16 protein-coding genes and 1 tRNA gene are annotated in these 21,283 nt (G+C 61.1%); 9 read left to right on the top strand and 8 right to left on the bottom strand.

From position 1 onward, the window contains the following. Positions 1–46: 46 nt before the first annotated feature. Positions 47–1,006, bottom strand: coding sequence for a pyridoxal 5'-phosphate synthase lyase subunit PdxS (gene pdxS / locus VFU66_RS01320; protein WP_326444422.1), 960 nt, complete (start codon positions 1,004–1,006; stop codon positions 47–49). Between the two features lie 131 nt (positions 1,007–1,137). On the opposite strand from pdxS, the gene VFU66_RS01315 reads away from it, so the two are divergent. Then, a complete protein-coding gene (locus VFU66_RS01315; protein WP_326444421.1) occupies positions 1,138–1,641 on the top strand; it encodes a PaaI family thioesterase in 504 nt (167 codons plus the stop codon). On the opposite strand, the gene VFU66_RS01310 is transcribed toward VFU66_RS01315, so the two are convergent. The 4 genes from VFU66_RS01310 to VFU66_RS01295 all read right to left on the bottom strand — a co-directional run bounded on the left by VFU66_RS01310 (position 1,638) and on the right by VFU66_RS01295 (position 8,334). Next, the gene (locus tag VFU66_RS01310; protein WP_326444420.1) at positions 1,638–4,031 is read right to left on the bottom strand and encodes a RecQ family ATP-dependent DNA helicase; all 2,394 of its coding nucleotides are present in this window, start codon (positions 4,029–4,031) and stop codon (positions 1,638–1,640) included. The genes VFU66_RS01315 and VFU66_RS01310 overlap by 4 nt on opposite strands. 390 nt (positions 4,032–4,421) lie before the next feature. Next, positions 4,422–6,626 (bottom strand): xanthine dehydrogenase family protein molybdopterin-binding subunit, encoded by a 2,205-nt coding sequence (locus VFU66_RS01305; protein ID WP_326444419.1) that lies wholly within the window; start codon positions 6,624–6,626, stop codon positions 4,422–4,424. After that, positions 6,623–7,615 carry an FAD binding domain-containing protein gene (locus VFU66_RS01300; RefSeq protein WP_326444418.1) on the bottom strand — a complete coding sequence of 331 codons (993 nt, stop codon included), beginning with the start codon at positions 7,613–7,615 and terminating at the stop codon, positions 6,623–6,625. Before VFU66_RS01300 ends, VFU66_RS01305 begins: the two co-directional genes overlap by 4 nt. Beyond that, positions 7,612–8,334 (bottom strand): (2Fe-2S)-binding protein, encoded by a 723-nt coding sequence (locus VFU66_RS01295; RefSeq protein ID WP_326444417.1) that lies wholly within the window; start codon positions 8,332–8,334, stop codon positions 7,612–7,614. The genes VFU66_RS01300 and VFU66_RS01295 overlap by 4 nt, the downstream gene beginning before the upstream one ends. A gap of 182 nt (positions 8,335–8,516) precedes the next feature. On the opposite strand from VFU66_RS01295, the gene VFU66_RS01290 reads away from it, so the two are divergent. From VFU66_RS01290 to thiS, 5 genes are all read left to right on the top strand, one after another. Then, positions 8,517–10,121, top strand: coding sequence for a S10 family peptidase (locus VFU66_RS01290; RefSeq protein ID WP_326444416.1), 1,605 nt, complete (start codon positions 8,517–8,519; stop codon positions 10,119–10,121). A 184-nt stretch (positions 10,122–10,305) separates the two neighbouring features. After that, a complete protein-coding gene (locus VFU66_RS01285; protein WP_188757941.1) occupies positions 10,306–10,533 on the top strand; it encodes a hypothetical protein in 228 nt (75 codons plus the stop codon). 107 nt (positions 10,534–10,640) lie between these two features. Then, a complete protein-coding gene (gene ribB, locus VFU66_RS01280; protein WP_326444415.1) occupies positions 10,641–11,789 on the top strand; it encodes a 3,4-dihydroxy-2-butanone-4-phosphate synthase in 1,149 nt (382 codons plus the stop codon). A 94-nt stretch (positions 11,790–11,883) separates the two neighbouring features. After that, the gene (locus VFU66_RS01275; RefSeq protein ID WP_326444414.1) at positions 11,884–12,228 is read left to right on the top strand and encodes a hypothetical protein; all 345 of its coding nucleotides are present in this window, start codon (positions 11,884–11,886) and stop codon (positions 12,226–12,228) included. 90 nt (positions 12,229–12,318) lie between these two features. Then, complete coding sequence (gene thiS / locus VFU66_RS01270; RefSeq protein ID WP_326444413.1) at positions 12,319–12,549, top strand: sulfur carrier protein ThiS; 231 nt, start codon at positions 12,319–12,321, stop codon at positions 12,547–12,549. On the opposite strand, the gene VFU66_RS01265 is transcribed toward thiS, so the two are convergent. After that, positions 12,541–13,704, bottom strand: coding sequence for a glycosyltransferase family 4 protein (locus VFU66_RS01265; protein WP_326444412.1), 1,164 nt, complete (start codon positions 13,702–13,704; stop codon positions 12,541–12,543). The genes thiS and VFU66_RS01265 overlap by 9 nt on opposite strands. A gap of 210 nt (positions 13,705–13,914) precedes the next feature. On the opposite strand from VFU66_RS01265, the gene VFU66_RS01260 reads away from it, so the two are divergent. From VFU66_RS01260 to VFU66_RS01250, 3 genes are all read left to right on the top strand, one after another. After that, the gene (locus tag VFU66_RS01260) at positions 13,915–15,594 is read left to right on the top strand and encodes a carboxypeptidase-like regulatory domain-containing protein (protein WP_326444411.1); all 1,680 of its coding nucleotides are present in this window, start codon (positions 13,915–13,917) and stop codon (positions 15,592–15,594) included. After that, positions 15,591–17,366 (top strand): carboxypeptidase regulatory-like domain-containing protein, encoded by a 1,776-nt coding sequence (locus VFU66_RS01255; protein WP_326444410.1) that lies wholly within the window; start codon positions 15,591–15,593, stop codon positions 17,364–17,366. The genes VFU66_RS01260 and VFU66_RS01255 overlap by 4 nt, the downstream gene beginning before the upstream one ends. A gap of 65 nt (positions 17,367–17,431) precedes the next feature. Then, positions 17,432–17,519: transfer RNA gene (locus VFU66_RS01250), tRNA-Ser, on the top strand. A 19-nt stretch (positions 17,520–17,538) separates the two neighbouring features. Here VFU66_RS01250 and VFU66_RS01245 read toward each other — a convergent pair. Together VFU66_RS01245 and VFU66_RS01240 are read right to left on the bottom strand one after the other, a co-directional pair. Then, entirely contained in the window at positions 17,539–19,293 is a 1,755-nt protein-coding gene (locus VFU66_RS01245) for a CRTAC1 family protein (protein ID WP_326444409.1), read from the bottom strand. Beyond that, complete coding sequence (locus tag VFU66_RS01240; RefSeq protein ID WP_326444408.1) at positions 19,290–21,176, bottom strand: CRTAC1 family protein; 1,887 nt, start codon at positions 21,174–21,176, stop codon at positions 19,290–19,292. Before VFU66_RS01240 ends, VFU66_RS01245 begins: the two co-directional genes overlap by 4 nt. Positions 21,177–21,283: the final 107 nt, after the last annotated feature.

The following is a 21,283-nucleotide window of genomic DNA, read 5'->3' as shown; positions in this document are numbered from 1 at the left end:
AAACTAAGTGTATCCGTCCTTGAGCGAAACAATCGCGCTACAGATATTACCAGCCGCGAGTCTGCATCAACTGAGATTCTTCAATCGCTGCCGCTGCGAGACCCTTCATGGTACCCGTCACCAGTTCGCTGGCTTCGGCGACGATCTTCGGATCATTGTAGTGCGTCGTTGCAATCACAATCGCGCGTGCGCGGCTGACAGCCTCTTCGCGCTCAATCGGATTGTTCTCCACATCAAGCGGCGTCGCGCGCTCCTTCATAAAGATGCCCGAACCGACGAAGACGGATTCGGCGCCAAGCTGCATCATCAGGGCCGCGTCAGCGGGCGTGGCGATGCCGCCTGCGGAGAAGTTCGGCACCGGCAGTTTGCCTGCCTTGGCGACTAGGCGCACCAGCTCGTAAGGCGCGCCGTGCACCTTCGCAGCGTTATAAAGCTCGTCGTCGCCCATCACGGTGAGAGCCTTGATCTCGCGCACAATCTGCCGCATGTGCTGCACGGCGTGAACGACGTCGCCTGTGCCGGGCTCGCCTTTCGTGCGGATCATGGCCGCGCCTTCCGCAATCCGGCGCAGCGCCTCGCCCAGGTTGCGCGAACCGCAAACGAAGGGAGTAGTAAAAGCGTGCTTGTCGATATGAAAAGTCTCGTCGGCGGGCGTCAGCACCTCGCTCTCGTCGATGAAGTCCACGCCAAGCTCCTGTAGAACCTGCGCCTCGGCAAAGTGGCCGATGCGCGCCTTGGCCATCACAGGAATCGAGACCGCGGCGATAATCTGCTTGATAAGCTTCGGATTCGCCATGCGGGCAACGCCGCCTTCAGCACGAATCATGGCAGGCACACGCTCAAGCGCCATCACCGAGATGGCCCCCGCTTCTTCAGCGATACGAGCCTGCTCGACATTCATCACGTCCATAATGACGCCGCCTTTAAGCATCTCGGCCAGACCGAGTTTGAGGCGAAGGGACGGGGTATCGAAGCTGCCGGTTCCGTTCGTAGTGGGGTTTGCCATGACAATCTCTCCTGACGCCGCGGTTGGCGGGTGGGTTTACCTCGTTTGTCCGCGGAAAGCTTAAGTTTAGCAGCTTTGACGAGTTAGATGCAGAGTGGCCCTGCGCTGTGCTACCGTGCAACTCGAACACTATGAGCACACCAGACCGCACCCACCATGCTCCGGACAAGCCGCAATTCCGTCCCACCATCGATGAGCGGGCGAACCACTGCTTCGGCTGCGGTCCGGCCAATCCTCAAGGGCTGCACCTCATCTTCACGACCGACGCGAGCAATCCTGCGGCAATCACAGCGACAGCGGACGTGAATCTCACCCGGCTGCATGAAGGCCCTCCGGGCTACATTCACGGCGGTATTGTCGCAGCGCTGCTCGATGAAGCAATGAGCAAGCTGAACCGTCCGCTGAACGTGCTGGCCATGACGCGCCACATGGAGATCGACTACCTCAGGCCCGCGCCTTTGCATCGGTCACTTGTACTCGAAGGTCGTCATCTCAGGCGCGAAGGGCGCAAGTTGTTCCACCTGGCTGAATTGCGTCTGCCCGAAGGCACGGTGCTTGCGCGCGCACACGGGCTGTTCATTGCGCTTGACGAAAAGCTGCTCGCCCAGGCGGGCCTGACTCAACCGGAAGGCTAAGCAGTGCAGGCTGCAATGATGCCTGCTCCGAAGCGATCGATCTTGTCCTGTGCCAGTCCTTTGATTGTCTTGAGCTGAGCAATCGTCCGGGGGCGCAGCAGGACGATGCTGCGCAGCGTAGACGAACTCAGGACAAAGAACAGCGGCAGGCCAAGTTTTTCCGATTCGGATTTGCGCCAGTCGCGCAGGCGTTGGTCGAGCACCTGCTGGTCCGGCGTCAGCGACTCGGACGGGTCAGGCGCTTCGGCGCGGTAACGGTGAAAGGTCTCCGGGGCCTCGCTCGACGGGGCCTCGGTTCGGGCGGCGTGTTTTAGCGTCGGTTTCCTCATGGACGTTGGACGCTCGACGGGCGCGGAGGTTGCGCCGAATTCTTCGGGAACAGGGCTCGAATTGCAGATGGCGCAGATCGCTGCTCCGTAACGGTCGGCCTTTTCAGGGCCGATGCCGGAGATGTTCAGCAACTCGGGGATGGTACGGGGCTGTGCCGCCGCAATATTGAGCAAGACGGCATCGGAGAGGACGATAAAGGCCGGCTTGCCTGTTTTGGCAGCCTCAGCTTTGCGCCACGCGCGGAGCTCTGCTTCAAGTCTCTTCTGTTCCGGCGTGAAGTCAGCCGAGTGGACGGAGCTACCTGTCTTTTTTGACTTACGACTGCCTGGCTTCCGGTTGCTCGGACTCGCATTGCCTGCTGCGTCCGCAAGCAGGGCCGAGAGCGGGTCCGACGGGCGAAGCATCCTGCCTTCGTGGGTCAGCGCCGCGCGTTTATAGGTGATCACTTCGCCCGCCTGGTTGGTGAAGGTATCGGGCGTAACCGTGATAAGACCGGCGCGGGTAAGGGAGTCGAGATAGGCGTCGAATTGTCTTCGGTCAATTCCCAGCGCGAGGTCGGTATGCAGTTTTCCGGTTGATTTTGATTGGACTGCTTCCAGTGCTTCGAGAATCGCGCGGAGCTGGCGGTCTTCCTGCGCGGTCGGTTCGCGGAATGATTGCGCCGTGGCGCGCTCGGGCGAACAGAAGTCGCAGTGGCCGCAGGGGCGCAGGCCATCGGCAGTATCGCCGAAGTGCTGGACGAGCGCGGACATCCGGCACTGCGGCGTCTCGGCGAAGGCAGCCATGCGGTCAATCTGGCTGCGGCGGAAGGCGAGTTGCGCATCATAACCCGTGCGCCAGGTTGTCACGCCAGTCGAGCGGACGTTGCCTGCCATGTCGATCGCTGCTGCACCTTGCGCGACGAGCTTCTCTACGGTTTTATCGAAGGTCTCAACATCCATCTTGAGGCGCTGCCGCAGAATCTCCGGCATCTGGAACTCGGCGGTCAGGGCTTTCACCACGCGCGAGAGTTCGGTTGCGGCAGGGTAATCGCGCTCCAGAAAGAAATCGTGCATCTTGCGGTCGGCAAAGCTGTGCAGCAGGATGGTGCGGCTTGCCTGGCCATCGCGTCCGGCGCGTCCGATCTCCTGGTAGTACTGCTCTACGCTGCCGGGCAGGGCAAGGTGGACGATGGTGCGAACGTTGGCCTTGTCGATGCCCATGCCGAACGCAATGGTGGCGACGACGATATCAAGTTCGCTGTTGAGGAAATGACGCTGCACTCGCTCGCGCGTCGCCGGCTCCAGACCTGCATGATACGCAGCGGCGCTTCCGCCGAGCAGCGACGCCAGCTCTTCGGAGGCTTTGCGACTCGGCGCGTAGACGATCGCCGGACGGTTTGCCTGGTCCTTGAGCAGGTTGACGGTGAATTCGTTGCGGCGCGGCTTCGACATCTCGACCACCTCGACGGCGAGGTTGGTGCGGCGGAAGCCGTGGATAAACAGTGCCGGGTCGTCGAGCTTCAGTTGCGCGACGATGTCTTTTTGCACCGCGGGCGTGGCCGTTGCCGTCAGTGCAATTACGGGCGCGGGCCGCAGCAGAGGTAGATGGTCGCCGAGCGTGCGGTAGTCCGGGCGGAAATCGTGTCCCCATTGCGAGATACAGTGCGCCTCGTCGATGGCGACGAGCGCCGGCTTGCGTCGGGCCAGCATCTCAGGGAAGCCGGGGACGCGCAGGCGCTCCGGCGCGATGAAGAGAAACTGCAACGAGCCGTCCAGATAGTCGCGGCAGGTCTGACGAGCGTCTTCGCGCGAGAGGCCTGAGTGGATACGGCCGACGCGGAGCCCGAGCGCGGAGAGTTTGGCAGCCTGATCGTCCATCAGGGCAATCAGCGGGCTGATGACCAGTGCAGTGCCTCCGCGAGCGAGCGCCGGAAGTTGATAGCAGAGCGACTTTCCGGCTCCGGTGGGCATGACCAGGAGGACATCGCGGCCCTCCGTTGCCGCGCGGCAGACGGCTTCCTGATTGGCTCGGAAGTCATGGAAGCCGAAGGTTTGGTGGAGCAGGGAACTCAGATTCATGCGTTCCGCTATCTTCGCATGTTGTTTGCCTTCCGGCGTAGTGATTCGGCGGATGCTCCGGAGGTACCCCCTCCCCCTATTTAGTATCCAAAATACTTTGAACAAAAGACTTAGGTATGGACTATCCCGGTAGACCCGAATGGTCATCAGAGGAAAGCAAAGGCCCGGAGATCTCCGGGCCTGAGTGGTTGCTATAAGTTCATTCTATCAGCGGCGTCAATAGGGTTGCTCGGTAAGCACTTCCTATACAGTTTGTTACGGGTAGCATTTCGTGTAATTCATTCACGGTGTCAGCGGCATGATTGTTGTGCCTATACTTACCGCTGTTTTCATTGTCTGCATCAAAAAGGCCGCTGGAGAGGTGATCTCAGCGGCCTTGATGATGGTTGCTTATGCCATGAGTTTGTCGAGCGTGATGGGCAGGTCGCGGACGCGCTTGCCGGTTGCGTTGTAGATGGCGTTCGAGATGGCGGCGGCGACGCCGGTGATGCCGATCTCGCCGATGCCTCGCGCCCCGAGCGGGCTGAACTTGTAGTCGGGGATATTGAGGCAGGTCACGTCGATCTCGTGGACATCGGCGTTGACGGGGACGTGGTACTCCGCGAAGTTCTCGTTCACGGTGCGGCCGTAGACGGGGTCAATGACCGCCTCTTCGTGCAGAGCCATACCGATACCCCAGACGATGCCGCCGGAGAGCTGGTTGGTGCCGGTCTTTTTATTGATGAGGTTGCCGATGTCGTAGGTGGCGACGGCGCGGCGCACCTGCACCATGTGCGTGTGGGCGTGGACGGCGACCTCGACGAAGACCGCTCCCCAGGAGTGCGACGTGAAGGTGTCGCGGTCCTCGGGCATCTTCGACGTGGCCTCCGCCTCGATGGCGTTGCCCCCGTTGCGGGCAATGAGCGCGGTGATCGATTCCGGGTCCGCCCCTGCGCTGGCCATGGTTGACCGAAGGAAGAGCCGACCATCGCGCGTGTCAAGATCGTTCGCGTTGGCGCCGTGGAACGGAGACTTTGGATCGGCGACGGCGAGTTCGGCGAGCTTCTGTTTGGCTGCGATAGCCGCATCGTACACAGCCGGGCACACAGAGGCCGCAGTGGTCGAGCCGCCGGAGCCGCCGGAGCGGGGCAGCGACGTGTCCCCGAGCTGGACATCGACGAGGCTGGGATCCATATTGAGCGCCTGAGCCGCCGCCTGCGCGAGGATGGTGTAGGTGCCGGTGCCGATGTCCTGCGTGCCGATGCCCGCATACACGCGACCGTTAGGCAGAATGCGCACGACGGCGGAGGAGGGCGAGCGTCCCGCGCCATAGTTGGCCGTGGCCATGCCATGGCCGACGAGCCAGTCGCCTTCGCGGTGCTGGCCGGGCTGGGCGGAGCGTTTCGACCAGCCGAAGCGGTCGGCTGCCTGCTTGTAGCATTCGAGGACGTGCTTGCTCGACCACGGACGCCCCTGCCTCGGGTCCTTCTCCGCATTGTTGATGATGCGAAGCTGCACCGGATCCATATTGAGTTTTTCGGCAAGCTCGTCCATGGCGACTTCAAGGCCGAAGCTGCCGGTAGACTCGCCCGGCGCGCGCATCCACGTGCCCATGCCGAGGTTGACCGGCACAACCTTGTGCTCCACCTGGAGCGATTCGCTGTCATAGAGCAGCGTGGTCTGGTTCGCCGCGCCCTCCACCCAGTCCTGAATGAACGAGGTGTAGCACGTGGACTCGTGCTGCTGGAGCAGCAGCTTGCCGTCTTTCGCCGCGGCGAGCTTGATGTGCTGTCGCGTGTTGGGACGCGCGCCGACGGGGCCGAACATCTGCTCGCGGCCCAGCACCAGCTTCACCGGCCGGCCCGCAACCTTGGCGGCCATCGCGGCCAGAATCGTGTGCGACCAGACGTAGCCTTTGCAGCCAAAGCCGCCGCCAGTGTACGGGCAGTCCACGTGGACGCTATCCTGCGGAATATTGAAGGCGCGGGCAAGGTTTCCTTTGACTCCGCTGATGCCCTGCGTGGCGTCGTAGACCTGGAGTTTGTCGCCGTCCCATGTGGCAAGCGTGGCGTGCGGTTCCATCGGGTTATGCACTTCGATGGGCGTGTTGTAGACCTGATCGAGCACAACGGCCGCCTTGGCGAGCGAGGCGGCGGGATCGCCGCGACGCTGCACGCCTCCGCGTCCGGGCGGGCGGGCGTCTGCGAGGTGCTTCTCGAAGCCGATCTTCGCGGGCTTCTCGTTGTAGCGGATGCGGAGCAGCGTAGCGGCCTGACGCGCTTCGGGCAGCGAGCGCGCAACGACGACCGCAATCGGCTGGCCGCTGTAGTAGACCGTCGTGTCCTGTAGCACGTTGACGTTGCCGACCGGGCCAAGCTTCGGCGCGTTGAACGGCGTGAGGACCGCATAGACTCCGGCGGCGCGCGAGGCTGCGCCCTGGTCGATGGACGCGACCTCACCCGAGGGGATGTCGGCCTGCACGATGTAGGCGTAGGCGACGTTCTTCACCGGGAACTCGGCTGCGTACTTGGCGCGGCCCGTCACCTTGGCGACGCCGTCGTAGCGGTGGTCGAGCTGACGGGCGGGGGTGGCTTTATCTTCCTGCATGGCGATCATGCCTGTGCTCCTTTCGCGGCTAAGGTGAGAGCGTGGACGATGCTTTGTTTCGCCAGTTCAATTTTGAAGGCGTTGTCCTTCTGCGGCTTCGCTCCGTCGAGTGCGAGCTTCGCGGCCTTCGTGAAGGCTTCGGCTGTAGGCGCGGCTCCCTTGAGCGATTTTTCCGCTTCGAGTGATCGCCAGGGCTTCAGCGCGACTCCGCCGAGGGCAAGACCGGCAGACTTGATCGTGTTGCCTTCGAGTTCAAGGCCCGCAGCCACTGAAACGAGCGCGAAGGCATAGCTCTGGCGGTCGCGCACCTTGAGGTAATAGGAGTGCTTCGCAAACTTCGGTGCGGGCAGCTCGACGGCGGTGATGAGTTCGTCGGGCTTGAGCGAGGTTTCAATGTGCGGCGTGCTGCCGGGAAGCAGATGGAAGTCGGCAATCGGAATGGCACGCTTGCCGCTCGGCCCTTCCACATGAACCGTGGCTTCAAGCGCGGCAAGGGCCACGTTCATGTCTGAGGGGTTTGTTGCGATGCACGAGTCGCTTGCGCCGAGGATGGCATGGATGCGGTTGAAGCCCTGAATGGCCGCGCAGCCTGAGCCGGGTTCGCGCTTGTTGCAGGCAGGGAAGGCGGTGTCCATGAAGTAGTAGCAGCGGGTGCGCTGCATCAGGTTGCCCGCGGTGGTGGCCATGTTGCGGAGCTGCGGCGACGCGCCGTTGAGCAGCGCCTGCGAGAGCAACGGGTAGTGCGCGCGGATGATCTCGTGGTTGGCGAGGTCGCTGTTGCGCACGCTGGCTCCGACGCGCACGCCGCCGTTGGGCAGGCGCGTGACCTCGTCGAGGTGCAGGTGGTTGACGTCGATGAGCCGGGTCGGGTTCTCCACGCCGTCGCGCATCAGATCGACGAGGTTGGTGCCTCCGCCGAGAAACTTGGCACCGTGCGCAGAGACGGCGCGGACGGCGGCGCTGGAATCGCTGGCGCGTTCATAGCTGAAGGGATTCATGCGCGTGCTCCTTTCGCAACGGCGCGAACAGCGGCGACGATGTTGGGGTAGGCGGCGCAGCGGCAGATGTTGCCGCTCATGCGCTCGCGGATCTCGTTGTCGGTCAGCTCGGGCGTGGTGGTTTGGCCGGTGTTGAACGAGACGGCGCTGAGGTCGTGCCGCTTGTGCTCTTCGAGCAGCGCCGTCGCCGAGCAGATTTGTCCCGGCGTGCAGTAGCCGCACTGGAAGGCGTCGTGTTCGAGGAACGCTTCCTGTACCGGGCTCAGCGTTTCGCCCTGGGCAAAGCCTTCGACCGTTGTAATCTCCGTGCCTTCGACTGTGGCGGCCAGCGTCAGACAGGAGTTGACGCGGCGGCCATCGACCAGCACCGTACAGGCGCCGCACTGGCCGTGGTCGCAGCCTTTCTTGCTGCCGGTCAGGTCGAGGTGTTCGCGTAATGCGTCCAGCAGCGACGTGCGCGTGTCGAGCGCGGGCAGGGAATAGGTGTGCCCGTTGATCTTGAGCGTCAGATCAATCGTGTGGGGTTCGGTGGCGGCTGCCGCCTGCGCGTCTTCGGCGTGGGCCAGACGCGGTAGGCCGGTGACGGCGGCGGCACTCAGAAGTCCAGCAGCCTTAACAAACGAGCGGCGGGAAAATTCACCTTCGGCAAGAGGTGTCGTTTGATCGGAGGATGACGTGGCAAGTTCTTCTTCAGTTTCGATGCAGAGAGGGGAACTCATTGCTGCTCCTCATTTGTTTGGGCTCAAAACATTGGGATGAAAGAACGGCTTGTTGGAATAGACGGATTGGCTCTCTAAAAAGATGCCCTTGACGCTTCTTCGGTTCGGACTGCAATCAGCGTAGAATCCCGGCGGCGCGGATTTTCGATTCCGACGGAAGTGTACAGGAGGAACCCTTGAGGATGTTCACGGTTCAGGTGTCTGGGCAATCTGCATCACGATGGGCGGGTCTGGTTCTGGCGTTGGGAATGGTGGCGCTTTCCGGGGCGATTACGAGGCAGGCGATAGCGCAAACTCCAGCAAATCAGCAAAAAACTCCGGACGACGCCGCGAAGAAGGAAGAGGCGGCCATCCCGATTCCTCCTGAATCCACCGCCGTAACGAAGCATGACCTGACACTGAATGGACAGGTGATCCATTACACGGCCACTGCGGGGAACCTGCTGATTCGGGACGACAAGGACAAACCGAACGCCAGTATCTTCTATGTCGCCTATACGGAGGATGGGGTGGAAGCAAAGACGCGGCCCGTGACATTCTTGTACAACGGCGGGCCAGGGTCGGCGTCGATCTTACTGCACATGGGGTCGTTTGGGCCGGTGCGCGTGGTGACACAAAGCCCGGATGCTACCGCTCCCGCGCCGTTCGAGTACATGCCGAACCAGTACAGTCTGCTGGACAAGAGCGATCTGGTCTTCATCGACGCTCCCATGTGCGGCTTTTCACGGCTGGTCGGCAAGGGAACCATCGAGGACTTTGCCGGGACAGACCCGGACATCAAGGCGTTTGAAAAGTTTATCGTTCGCTATCTCACCGTGAACCAGCGATGGAACTCGCCCAAGTTTTTGATTGGCGAATCGTATGGCACGACCCGGTCGGCAGGTCTGGTGGACGCGCTCCAGAACGGCGGCATCCCGTTCAACGGGGTTGTGCTGCTGTCGTCCATCCTGGACTTCAAGGTATGGGGCGCGGATTACGACTCCGACAGAGCAGTTGGCTACCTTCCTTCGTATGCCGCGATTGCGCTCCACTACGGCAAGGTGAAGACCTCCCTGAGCATGGCTGACTGGGTGCAGCAGGCGCGGGTATTTGCGCGCGGCCCTTATGCTGAAGCGCTGTGGCAAGGGGACAAGTTGCCTCCGGCGGAGTTCGATGCGATGGCGGCGAAGGTGGCGGCCATCACTGGCCTGAGCGTGGGTTATGTAAAAGAGGCGAAGTTGAAGGTTTCGCCCTGGCGATTCAGGAAGGAGTTGCTGCGCGGCGATGAGCGGACGCTGGGGGAGTACGATGCGCGCTCTATGGGTTGGGACCCGGATGCGGCTGGGGAATATCCAGGGTACGATCCATCCATTACTGGCATTATCGGAGCGTATGTTGGCGCCTTCCACGACTACCTCCAGAGAGACCTGAAGTACACCAGCCAGGAGACGTATTATCCCAGGGGGCCAGGGGTCTTCGAGGCTTGGGACTTCAAGCACAAAGCGCCGGGCACCTCAGTCCCACACCGGTCTCCGCAGGCGATGGCCGATGTTGTTCTCGACCTGTCGGATGCGATACGAAAGAATCCCCACCTACGGGTATTTTCGGCGAACGGGTACTTCGATCTGGCGACGCCGTTTTTCAGAACCGAGCATGACCTCGATCATATGGATTTGCCCGCAAAGCTCGTAGGGAACGTGGAATTTGGCTACTACCCGGCAGGTCACATGCTGTACCTGAACGTGGATGCTCTGAAGCAACTCAAGGCGGACCTGGTGAAGTTCTACGCTGAAGCGCAGCATCCCTAAGTTAACGTTGGAGTTACGGCGAGGACGGGGTTTTGAGGCGCAGCGCATTCAAAAGCCCATCCTTGCTTTTGGGCCATAACTGCCTTAGAATGTATGCTGAAGTCTTTCTCCCAGAGTCATCTTCCCCTGAGCATCCGGGGCAGCTTCATGTAAGTCAATCCTTTAGAAGAGGTACAGACCATATATGGCAAAGCGCCGTGGCAATCCCAACTGGGGCAAGCCGGAGCCGATTGGGCCGGTTGTCCCCACGGTAACTTCGTTTGAACAGGTCGTGAAGGAGTACAAGCTGACTCCCGACCAGTATGTGCGCTCGACCAGACTGCGCGAATGGGCGCGTCGGAACAAGAACTCCAAGTACATCCCCGAGGCGCTGCTGGAAGCCTGGGGCTTTGAGATTGAGTCCACGCTATAGCTTTCTGCCTGAATCATGAATCGCCGCCCGACGAGGCGGCGTTTCTTTTTGCACCGCACGTATGATGGAGGTGCATCGAAACAGATGCACCACTGGAGCCGAAAGCCATGTTTGCCGATGTGAAGGAAGCCGTTGCCGAGATACAGGCCGGGCGGATGGTGGTGGTCGTCGATGACGAGGACCGCGAGAACGAAGGCGACCTGACGCTGGCTGCCGAACACGTCACGCCCGAGGCCATCAACTTCATGGCACGGTTCGGCAGGGGACTCATCTGCCTGACGCTCACCGAGGAGCGCGCCGACTATCTGCGGCTGGGCCCGATGACGCAGGAAAATACCTCACGCTTTGGCACCGCCTTCACCGAAAGCATTGAGGCGCGCGAAGGCGTGACGACCGGCATCTCCGCCGCCGACCGCGCCCACACCATCATGGTTGCCATCGATCCGAAGTCCACCTCACGCGACCTGGCGCGGCCGGGACACGTCTTTCCGCTGCGTGCCCGCAAGGGCGGCGTGCTGGTGCGCGCAGGCCAGACGGAGGCTTCGGTCGATCTGGCTCGCATGGCAGGATTGGTTCCGGCGGGCGTCATCTGCGAAGTGATGAACGAAGACGGGACCATGGCCCGCGTTCCCGACCTGGTGAAGTTCTGCGAGACGCACGGCCTGAAGATGGTCACGGTGGCCGACCTGATCCGCTACCGGCTCCAGAACGAGCGGTACATCCACCGCGTGGCCGAGTCGGTGATGCCTACCTCCTATGGTGACTTCCGCATGATCGCCTACGAGAGCGAAGTCGAAGGCGACGAGTCGCATATCGCGCTCGTGCTGGGCGATGTCAGCGGAGACGAGCCGGTGACGGTGCGCGTCCACACGCACTGCCTGGCAGGCGACGTTTTCTCGACCACGCTCTGCGATTGCCGCTCGGTCGTCGAAAACTCGCTCAGGATGATCGCCGAGGCGGGACGTGGAGCCCTGGTCTATTTGCACAATGGGACGAAGGGCTTTGGCCTGGACAAAGGAGTGGCCCCGGCCCGGATTGTCCTCCATCGGGAGCAGCGCGCTCGTGAGGGCAGCGACGACCGCGCCCACAGAACGCTCCGGCAAGTCGGACTGGGCGGACAGATACTGTCCGATCTGGGAATCCACAAGATCAAGCTTCTCTCGAATACTCCAACGCATGTGCCTGCGTTACAAGGGTTTGGTATCGAGATCGTCGAGCAGAAGCCGATCACCTTTCAGCCCGCGACTCAATCGTAAATCCTCCATCATCGAGAGGCAGTGACCGGATTTCAGCCACGCTAGAGCGCCGGAGTGCATAGCCGATAGGGATTTGGACGGAGGATTCAGGTCCATGTCCACAGCTCCCTTTCCTCAGCCGGCACAGCCTTTTCCTGTAACGGCAGCTCGACGCACACCCACCGGTCTCCCGCTCGACGCAGGGCGAGTGAACCTGACGATTCGCCGGATGAGCAAGACTCATCATGGCCGGACCCTGCAGATGCTGGGCCATGCCGCGGAGTATCTGGTCCACAGCCGAGGCTTTCTTGACCGCCCCCCCAGCACTGCCGACGACGAGGCCGTTCATATCCTGATGCGTCTGAGCAGCGAGGTTTTCCGTGATTATGCCGACACCTCCCGAGTGCGGCGGCCTGTCGAAGACTTCGTCATGGGATGCGCCAACTGGCTGTTCGAGTAGAAGTTTTAAGTTGTCAGTTCACAGTTGTCAGTAATCCGTGCGTGGAACATTCTGCGAACAGACAACGGCAAACTGCTACTCTGGATGAGCATGGCGCTTACGATCATTCTGAATGGGCAGTCGCGTTTATTTGAAGGGCTTTCCGATTCTGCCAGTGTGGACGCGCTGGTGGCCGAACTCGGGTTGAAGGGCGACCGCGTCGCCGTCGAACTGAATGGCGAGATCGTGCCCCGCAGTGGGTGGGCCACCACCGGAGTGAATGATTCGGACAGAATCGAAGTCGTTCATTTTGTGGGTGGTGGCACAGTATGTTTAAGCTGATTCTTTAGATGTAATAACCTTCAGAAGTCGCTCCCACTCGTCGCCATAACTGCCCCAGCCGCCGAGCGCACGGACGCGATCCATGGCCGCCTGGCTCATGCGCTGCTGAAGCGCAGGGTCATCGGCAAGCTGCTGCATTCGATCGGTCAGCGCAGCGGCGTCGCGTATGGGAACGATGAAGCCTTCGACGCCATCGGTAAAGAGATCTTCGCCGCCTGTATTGGTCGAGCAGAGCACCGGACAACCGCAGGCCAGTGCCTGTCCTTGTACCAGGGCAAGGCCCTCCTCGATGCTGGGCAGAACCATCACGTGGCTGGAACTCATCAGTTCCGCCAGCCGGGGTTGTGTGACGGACCCCAGAAATTCGACATCTTCGCGCGGCAGCCGCCCGAGAACCGATTGGATGTCGGGATGGACGGCGCCGGCAAAACGAAGACGTTTGGCCGGATGCCGGAGCGCGGCAAACGCCTCAAGCAGATAGGGAACTCCTTTGCGCAGGCCCGCCGATCCGGCGAAGAGCACCTCGAAGCGGCCGTCAGGCGGCTCCACTGTCCGGCGAAAATTTTCCAGCCGGACGCCATACGGGATGACATGAATCTTTTCCGCAGGCACGCCCATTTGAACAAAGGACCTGGCGGCGGCGCGGGAGGGTACGGTGATGGCGTTCGCCGTCTGATAAATCTCTTCTTCGCGGGCAATGTCGCGGGGGTCGGAGATGGGCCGGGACACGCCCCAGCGACGATATTCCTCAGCGACGATTTGCTCCTGATAGCGTTGGTGGGTCGAACCGCGGTCACAGATGAAGATCCCCCCACGTTGCTGAACGCGAACGCCGGTACGAAGACCGGCCCCGGAGATCGCAACAAAGGCGTCGCACGCCGGGATGCGGCGGTCTGTCCAGCGGTCGAAGGAGAGCGCGGTGGTATAGCCGAGGTGGTCGGAGAGCCAGCGTGGGTTTAGGCGGGCGCGATTGAGCAGGTACTCCGTGGTATGGAGCCAGGGAAAGGTCTCGACTTTTTCTCGGGGCAGACCTTCGCGCTTGAGCCGCTGCCACGGCCAGGTGGAATAGATCTTTTCCAGATGGCCCCGGCGGTCGAGTTCACGGGCAAGCTCAAAGTGGTGGAAGACGCCGAAGACGGCCTGGACAATTTTCATTCGCGGACAAGTCAGGAGGACGCTGATGGGATGGTATCAAATGGGCCCGTGTCGCCGGGGAAACGCATGAAGAGCGAAGGCGGGCCGCGCGGCAGCTCTAACTATACATAATATGTGTTATCAGACATAACGGAACTACCTGTACTCTGAACCACTGGGCCACTTTCCCTCCACGCGGTGTCTCACCTCTATAGTGATCGGAGCGTCTCTATGGATGCCCTGACATACGAGGTACGGTCTGTGCTGTCAGCTTCGATGAAGTCGCTCCTGCGGAGTTCCGGTGTGGTATTGGCTCTACTGCTTGCTGTCCTCGTCGGTGTAACGAATCTCCGGGCGCAGCAGGACGTCGGCTTCTCGTTGCACACGCCCTCGATTGCGCACCCGGAACCCATGACCATCTCCGGCGTCGTGGTCAACGCGGTCAGCGGCACTCCGGTCGCCCGCGCGCTGGTGCAGATAGGCGGACGGGCCACGCTGACGGGCCCCGACGGCAAATTCGAGTTCGACCAGTTCACCGCCTCCCGGCCCAATGTTCAGGTGACGAAGCCGGGCTACTACAGCTCGCTCGAAGCGAACGGCTTCGGTGGGTTCAACCTGAATCCGAGCCAGTTGGACAAGCCGCTGCACCTCAGGCTCTACCCCGAGGCCCTGCTGACCGGGACGGTCACGTCAGCGGCGGATGATGAACCCCTTGAACGAATCACAGTGACTGCGATGCGGAGCGTCCCGAACGAGAGCGGCCGCACCTGGCAGCAGGTGGCAATGGCGCAGACTAATGTACGCGGAGAGTTTCGGCTTCCCGTCCCCGCAGGTGAATACAGGCTGGAGACGCAGTATCAGATGCGCAATCTTGATGATGGCGATGTCACGATGCCTCTTATATTTCCAGCTAATACTTCCACTGAACGATTAGATTCCATCACCATCCACAGCGGCGAGCAACAGCACATCGACCTTCACCCTTCTGAGGGGATGGGCTACAAAGTTATCGTGACGCAGGAACCTGCCACAGGGTTCGCCCTCATACGCGCTCGAAAGGCAAACGGTCCCTGGTTTCAGATCAGCGAGATGAGGCTGACTGGGGATGGTCAATATCGACTGAGTCTGCCCAACGGCAGCTACACGCTGGCCGCGACCAGGTACAGTCCAGACGGACAGGAAACAGCGGAGACAAGCGTGACCGTAGCTGGTCATGATGTCTCGGGCATTCTCCTGCGATTCGTGCCAGCGCAGACGGTGCCGGTGGAGCTGCGGATGGACTCCGCAATGTCCGATAATGCGCCAGGCGCCGCGTACCGCCGTGCTGTGATGCCGGCACCCAACCCGCTATCGCTCGGGCTGATGCTGCGCAGTACGGACTCCAGCATGGATCAGCGCGTAGACAATATTGGCCCTACCCGGCAGAAAGACGGATCGATGGTGTTTCGCGTCCACCCCGGGAGCTACCGTCTGTGGGCCCGCAGCTTCGGGACATGGTACGTCGAGTCGGCCACCTACGGCGACCGCGACCTGCTGCGGCAGGAGATGACCATTGCGCCGGGCGGGGGCGGCCTGCCGATTGAGCTGATGGTCAGCAACCAGACGGGGAGCCTCGAAGGCGCAGTGAGCGTGAAGGACGAACCCTGCTCCTGCCTGGTCGCTCTGATTCCCACCACTCCGAGCCTGGCGCCGGTTATCAACTCCGGAAGCGACGATAAGGGCAACTTCTGGCTCACCCTGGCTCCGGGAACGTATCAGGCGGTAGCGTTCGAGCGGTATCACGCGCTCGATTTCAGAGACCCGGCGGCGCTGGCTCCGTTTGCCAGCCACGTGCAGACGGTGGTGATTCATGCAGGAGAGAAGGCTACGCTCCATCTGGATGCCGTGACGGAAGAGGAGATTGCGCCATGATGCGCTCCTGCACCCGACTTGCAGGGTGCTCTTCCCTGCTCTGTCTCGCGCTGTTCCTGTTTCTGGCGTGCGGCGCGATCACGTCCGGCCAGTCCGTTGCATCGAAGCCTGCGCCGCAGCAGTATCGGATTACAGGCGTGCTGGTCAACAGCGTGGACGGCTCGCCAGTAAGAAAGGGGCATCTGGAGGCGGCGCTGTCCGGCAGAGGGAGACAAGCCGGGCAGCGGCTCGGCACCGGCGAGAACACAGCCGACACCGATGACCGGAGCCGATTCGTACTTTCTCTGCCTTCGGCGGGCATGTGGAACGTCACCGCCTGGGCACGCGGGTTTGTACGTCAGGGCTATCAGCAACACGAAGAGTACACGACCGGACTCGTCCTGACCCGCGCAGAACCGTCGATGGACGTCCGTTTCGCGCTAAGCCCCGATGCCGAGATCAGCGGCACCGTGACGAATGAGGCAGGCGAGAGCATCCGCGGGGCGCAGGTATCGCTGGTGCGCGTGCGGACGTCTACGCTGGGGCTCGCCGAGCGTGCAGTCGTGGGAGCGCGAGTCACCATGACAGACGATCGCGGAATCTATGAGTTCGACGATCTGGAACCGGGGAGCTATCGTGTGCGCGTCGTGGCCCAGCCATGGTACGCGGTGGCGGCCAGACAACGACGCTCAACGACGGGGAATGATCCTCCGCTGGATCCGTCGCTCGACGTGGCCTACCAGCCCACGTGGTTCCCGGGAGTCGCTGATCCCGATGCGGCAGAGACGCTGGTCCTGAAGGGCGGCGACTCTCAGGAAGCAGATGTGGGCCTGACGCCCGTTCCGGCAATTCATCTGCTGGTCGATCCTCCTTCGAGCACGACTTCCAACGCGGGACGGAACGCGCAGCCCTGGCCCATCATCCAGCAGGTGAACCAGGCAGCTTTGCCCGGCGGCTTTATGCAGGAGTCGATCCACAGAAACGCACAGGGGCAGTTTGATGTGGATGGACTGACGCCTGGGTTATATCAGGTGCGCATCAACGGGCCCGACGGGCAAGTCCGGATGAGCCTCGTTCACGTGACAGCGGATGGTTCCCCGACCGTGAACTTCGACACAGCTTCGAGCGCGGCCAGAGTCAGCTTTCATGTAGACGGCCTGCGCGATGCCCTGCCGAACCTGCTGATCGCGGCGTTGGTCGACCCGGAGAACCAGCGCGTCGTGGCATCGACTAATCTGGGAGGCGGGCCACGCCCGATCGCCAGGTTGAACAACCCTCCGGGCACCCCCGGCAACGGGGCAACCACTCCGGAGGAGCATGTCCCATCCATCGATGTTCCTGCGGGACAATACGAGGTCGTGATGATGGGGCAGCCCGATCTTTATCTCGCCGGTGTGACGGCACAGGGAGCGCAAGCGACTGGGCGTGCGGTCACATTGCCCGCCGGCGAATCGAGCCTGACGCTGCATGTCGTCAAAGGTCGCGCGACGTTGACGGGCTTCGCCAGCTTCAAGGGCAAACCTGCCGTCGGCGCAGCCATCATGCTGGTGCCTGCAACGCTGGGCCAGACAGGTGCGCTCCAGATGGTGCGACGCGACCAGTCCAACAGCGACGGCAGCTTCAATATCGCGCAGGTTATCCCGGGACAATACATTCTGATCGCAATCAACGATGGCTGGAATATCAACTGGAAAGACAACGAGACACTTGAACGTTATCTGGCGGGCGGCGTAGCGGTCGATCTTTCCGGTGGCAACGCTGTAGCGGAAAACGTTGCTGCGCAGGCGCCGTAATGCCTCCAGCAACGATTTAATCCAGCGTGCAAATGTGTTAGATTCAAATGAGCCTGCAATACCGCGGAGAGATGGCCGAGTGGCTGAAGGCGCACGCTTGGAAAGCGTGTATACCGCAAGGTATCCAGGGTTCGAATCCCTGTCTCTCCGCCAGCAAACCCCACCCTGAAATTCAATGTTGTTGCGGACTGGCCGTTTTCGCGGGACCAGCCGAGACATGACCTGCACCCTCTGTCAGGTCGATGATGCGATCAATCTTTGCAGGAGGGGCAAACGCTTCAGTCACGCCGGAAGGCCAGCGGACCTCGAGACTGGTCAGGTGTGTCTCCTGCCCGAGGCCGAAGTGGATGCGCAGATCATTCGACGAATCATAGCTGGAGCCGCTCCGCACTTCATCCACCCAGATCCGTTTCGCTGAGTGCAGAGTGACGCGCGCGCCGATAGCATCGCGGTTCGAGACTGTGCCGGCGAGATGAAATTCAATCCAGTGATTCTCATTCTTTGCGACGTTGACCAGCAGCATCGGGCGGTCGCTAAGATTGTTGATCACGGCTTCAAGCCGCCCATCATTAAAGAGGTCGCCAATGGCAAGCCCGCGGCTGGAGCGAGGTTCAGTAACCCCGGGGCCGGAGGTCTTCGAGAGATCGCGGAACTTTCCGTTGCCGAGGTTGTAGTAGAGAAGACGCGGCTCGCGGTAGGTCGAGCCGAGCTTCGCTGAATCAACCTCAGGATAAACGTGCCCGTTGACAACAAGCAGGTCGGGCCAGCCGTCGTTATCGACATCGGCAAACATCGTCCCCCAGCCAAGGGCGTCCGTGTTCGTGCCAAGACCCGCCGGAAAGGTCATGTCCGTAAACGAGCCGTCACCGTTGTTGTGGTAGAGGGTGGAGGTGTCGTCGGAGAAGTTGGTCTTGAAGAGATCGAGATGACCGTCGCCATCGTAGTCGGCTGAAGTAGAACCCATGCCCGCCTGCTCGCGTCCGTCTTCGTTGAAGGCCACGCCCGCGTCGGCGGCCACATCGGTGAAGGTGCCGTTGCGATTGTTCCGGTAGAGGATCGCGGGAGTCGAGTCGCATGCAACGTAAAGATCGGGCCAGCCATCGTCGTTGTAGTCGAGCGTGGTGATCGAAAAGCAGTAATGGCCGTAGGTCTTTTGAAAGCCGCTCACTTTGCTGACGTCTTCAAACGTCCCATTGCCGAGATTGTGATAAAGGATGTTGCTGGTGAACGCGAGGCCGCGCGGGCCGCACATCACAGGCACTCCCTTCCAGATGCAGCTCGGATTCTCGCCGGGCGCGGGTGTATTCGCCAAATCGAAGTGAACGTAGTTGGCAACGGCGAGATCGAGTTTGCCGTCGCGGTCGTAGTCGATGAAGGCGCAGCCGGTTCCCCACTCTTTGCCAGTGCCCGCGACTCCCGCCTGCTCGGCCACCTCTTTGAACGTGCCATTGCCCTGATTGTGATAGAGGCGATTTTTTCCATAGCCGGTGACGTAGAGGTCGTCGTAACCGTCGTTGTCGTAGTCGCCCACGCAAGCGCCCTGCCCCCACGCTGTCGAAACGAGCCCAGCCTTCGCGGTCACGTCGGTAAAGGTGCCATCGTGATTATTGTGGAAGAGGTGGCTCGTCGGTGCAGGCCCCGCCGTCTTCTCACCTGGAAGCGTCGTGCCGTTGACGATGAAGATGTCGGGCCAGCCATCGCGGTCATAGTCGAGAAGAGCGACGCCGGAGCCGGTGGACTCGATGATGTAGTGCTTGGCTTCAAAGTTGCCGTTTACATCGAGCACCGTGATGCCAGCCTTCGCCGCGACGTCGACAAACCACGCCGGAGAAGGATGGTCCGTCATCGCCGGATACGGCTGCTGCGCAGCGGCGCACGCGACCAGAAGCACGAGCACGCCTGCGAAGATGAGGACTTGACGTTTCATGGCTTGGTCGCGGACGACGCTGCTTTGGCTGCCGATGATACCTGACTCCCCATCGCCATGGTCTTCAGAATCTTGCCGCCCTCCTGAATCACATAGAGATGGTTCGCCGCGAGGCCGACGAGTTTGTCGGCTGCGCCTGAGGGCCAGTTGATCTCGACATCGGCCTTCGTTGCGCGGTCAAGACCAAAGTGAATCCGAAGGTCACTCTGCGAGTAATAGCTGCCTCCGCTACGCACCTCCTCCACCTGTACAAAGGGCTTGGCCGCGCCGGGCGGCGTTGTCCTCACGCTGATCTTTGCGCCGATTCCGGTTCGGTTCGATTTCGTTCCGACGGTGCGAATCTTGATCCAGTTGCGTCCCGTCGTCGAATCGCAGCGAAGCAGTTGCGGAAGTGCGTTCATGCAGTTGACCACCACGTCGATGTCGCCGTCGTTGTCGTAGTCGCCGAAGGCGCAGCCGCGTGCAGGCGCACGTTCGGTAATGCCCGGCCCGCCCTTCGTCGTCACCTCTTCAAACTGCCCATTGCGCAGATTGCGGTAGAGATACTTATGCTCCGCGTAGGGGGCTTCTACCGGAGTGCCATCGACTTCGGGATAAACATGGCCATTGCAAATCAGAATGTCGAGCCAGCCATCGTTATCCATATCGAAGAAGCCAACGCCCCAGCCAAGCAGGCGCGTGTTGACTCCGAGGCCAGCCTGGTAGGTGCGATCGTCAAAGGTGCCATCGCCTAGATTGAGATAGAGCGAATCGGTGTCGCCTGCAAAGTTTGTCTTCACGATATCGAAGTGACCGTCGCGGTTGTAATCGCCGACGGAGACACCCATCCCGGCCTGCGGCTTGCCGTCAGGCGAATACGCAACACCCGCCTCGATGGCGACATCCTTGAACGTACCGTTCTTCTGATTCTGATACAACGTTGCAGCGGTTGAATCGTCGGCGACGTAGATGTCCGGCCAGCCATCGCCGTCAAAGTCCGAGACGGCGACGGAAAGGCCATACGTTCCAATGGTGTCCCACATGCCGCTCTTCTCCGAGACATCGGTGAACGTACCGTCGCCGTTGTTGTGATAGAGAATGTTCTTCCCGCCCTGCAAACCCGGCGGTCCGCAGGCCACCTGAATGCCCTTGTACTGGCAGCCTGCTGCCTCGGGCAGCGGCGCGGTCTTGATGTCGAAGTCAATATAGTTGGCGACGAAGAGGTCGAGATGGCCGTCGCGGTCGTAGTCAAGAAACGCGCAGCCGGAGTTCCATCGCGTCTTCGGCTGCATTAAACCCGCTTCTTTGGTCACGTCCGTAAAACTGCCGTCGCCGTTGTTGCGATAGAGAACGTTCTGGCCATAGTAGGTGACGAACAGATCGTCCCATCCGTCATTGTTGTAATCGCCGACGCAGCAGCCCTGCCCCCATCCTGAGCGGCCAACTCCAGCCTTCAGCGTCACATCGGTAAACGTGCCGTCGCGATTGTTTTTGAAGAGACGAGAGATCGGCTCACGGCCCTTCGGAAAGCCGCCCAGTCGAGTGCCATTGACAAGAAAGATGTCGAGCCAGTCATCGTGATCGTAGTCGAAGAAGGCAACGCCGCATCCGGTGGTTTCAAGCAGATACCGGTTCTTGTGCTCGCCACCGTAGATTGTTCGTGCGTTCAGGCCGGACTCGCGCGCAACGTTGATAAAGCTGACATCGAGCGGCATTCCCGCGACAGGTGAAGGCAAACCCTTGGGCGCCGGACGCGGGGTGGCATTGTAGGTAGGGCGCGATCCACCCATCGTCTGCGAGTCGGCTTGAGACAGCGGCGCGGCAAGCGCAAGCACATCGTCAAGCGAAAGAACCAGCGCCGTGGTGGACAGCGAGGTGATAAAACTGCGGCGCGACCAGCTCAAACCAGACTCCTCCGGGCCTTGCTCCCGGCGCAGACGCTCGAATCGCTTCGCCCGCCATGCGGTTGTTATATCAAAAGTGCGACGGCCAATCATTGAGGCCGAGGGTT

This window comes from Edaphobacter sp. (assembly GCF_035763405.1).
In the GTDB taxonomy this organism is placed as follows: domain Bacteria; phylum Acidobacteriota; class Terriglobia; order Terriglobales; family Acidobacteriaceae; genus Edaphobacter.
Note: the sequence above shows the minus strand (reverse complement) of the source record. Positions and strands in the feature narration are given on the sequence as shown.

Coding starts and splice junctions, on each gene's coding strand:
- pdxS (WP_326444422.1), bottom strand. CDS start 1,006: ATGGCAAACCCCACTACGAACGGAACCGGCAGCTTCGATACCCCGTCC.
- VFU66_RS01315 (WP_326444421.1), top strand. CDS start 1,138: ATGAGCACACCAGACCGCACCCACCATGCTCCGGACAAGCCGCAATTC.
- VFU66_RS01310 (WP_326444420.1), bottom strand. CDS start 4,031: ATGAATCTGAGTTCCCTGCTCCACCAAACCTTCGGCTTCCATGACTTC.
- VFU66_RS01305 (WP_326444419.1), bottom strand. CDS start 6,626: ATGATCGCCATGCAGGAAGATAAAGCCACCCCCGCCCGTCAGCTCGAC.
- VFU66_RS01300 (WP_326444418.1), bottom strand. CDS start 7,615: ATGAATCCCTTCAGCTATGAACGCGCCAGCGATTCCAGCGCCGCCGTC.
- VFU66_RS01295 (WP_326444417.1), bottom strand. CDS start 8,334: ATGAGTTCCCCTCTCTGCATCGAAACTGAAGAAGAACTTGCCACGTCA.
- VFU66_RS01290 (WP_326444416.1), top strand. CDS start 8,517: ATGTTCACGGTTCAGGTGTCTGGGCAATCTGCATCACGATGGGCGGGT.
- VFU66_RS01285 (WP_188757941.1), top strand. CDS start 10,306: ATGGCAAAGCGCCGTGGCAATCCCAACTGGGGCAAGCCGGAGCCGATT.
- ribB (WP_326444415.1), top strand. CDS start 10,641: ATGTTTGCCGATGTGAAGGAAGCCGTTGCCGAGATACAGGCCGGGCGG.
- VFU66_RS01275 (WP_326444414.1), top strand. CDS start 11,884: ATGTCCACAGCTCCCTTTCCTCAGCCGGCACAGCCTTTTCCTGTAACG.
- thiS (WP_326444413.1), top strand. CDS start 12,319: ATGGCGCTTACGATCATTCTGAATGGGCAGTCGCGTTTATTTGAAGGG.
- VFU66_RS01265 (WP_326444412.1), bottom strand. CDS start 13,704: ATGAAAATTGTCCAGGCCGTCTTCGGCGTCTTCCACCACTTTGAGCTT.
- VFU66_RS01260 (WP_326444411.1), top strand. CDS start 13,915: ATGGATGCCCTGACATACGAGGTACGGTCTGTGCTGTCAGCTTCGATG.
- VFU66_RS01255 (WP_326444410.1), top strand. CDS start 15,591: ATGATGCGCTCCTGCACCCGACTTGCAGGGTGCTCTTCCCTGCTCTGT.
- VFU66_RS01245 (WP_326444409.1), bottom strand. CDS start 19,293: ATGAAACGTCAAGTCCTCATCTTCGCAGGCGTGCTCGTGCTTCTGGTC.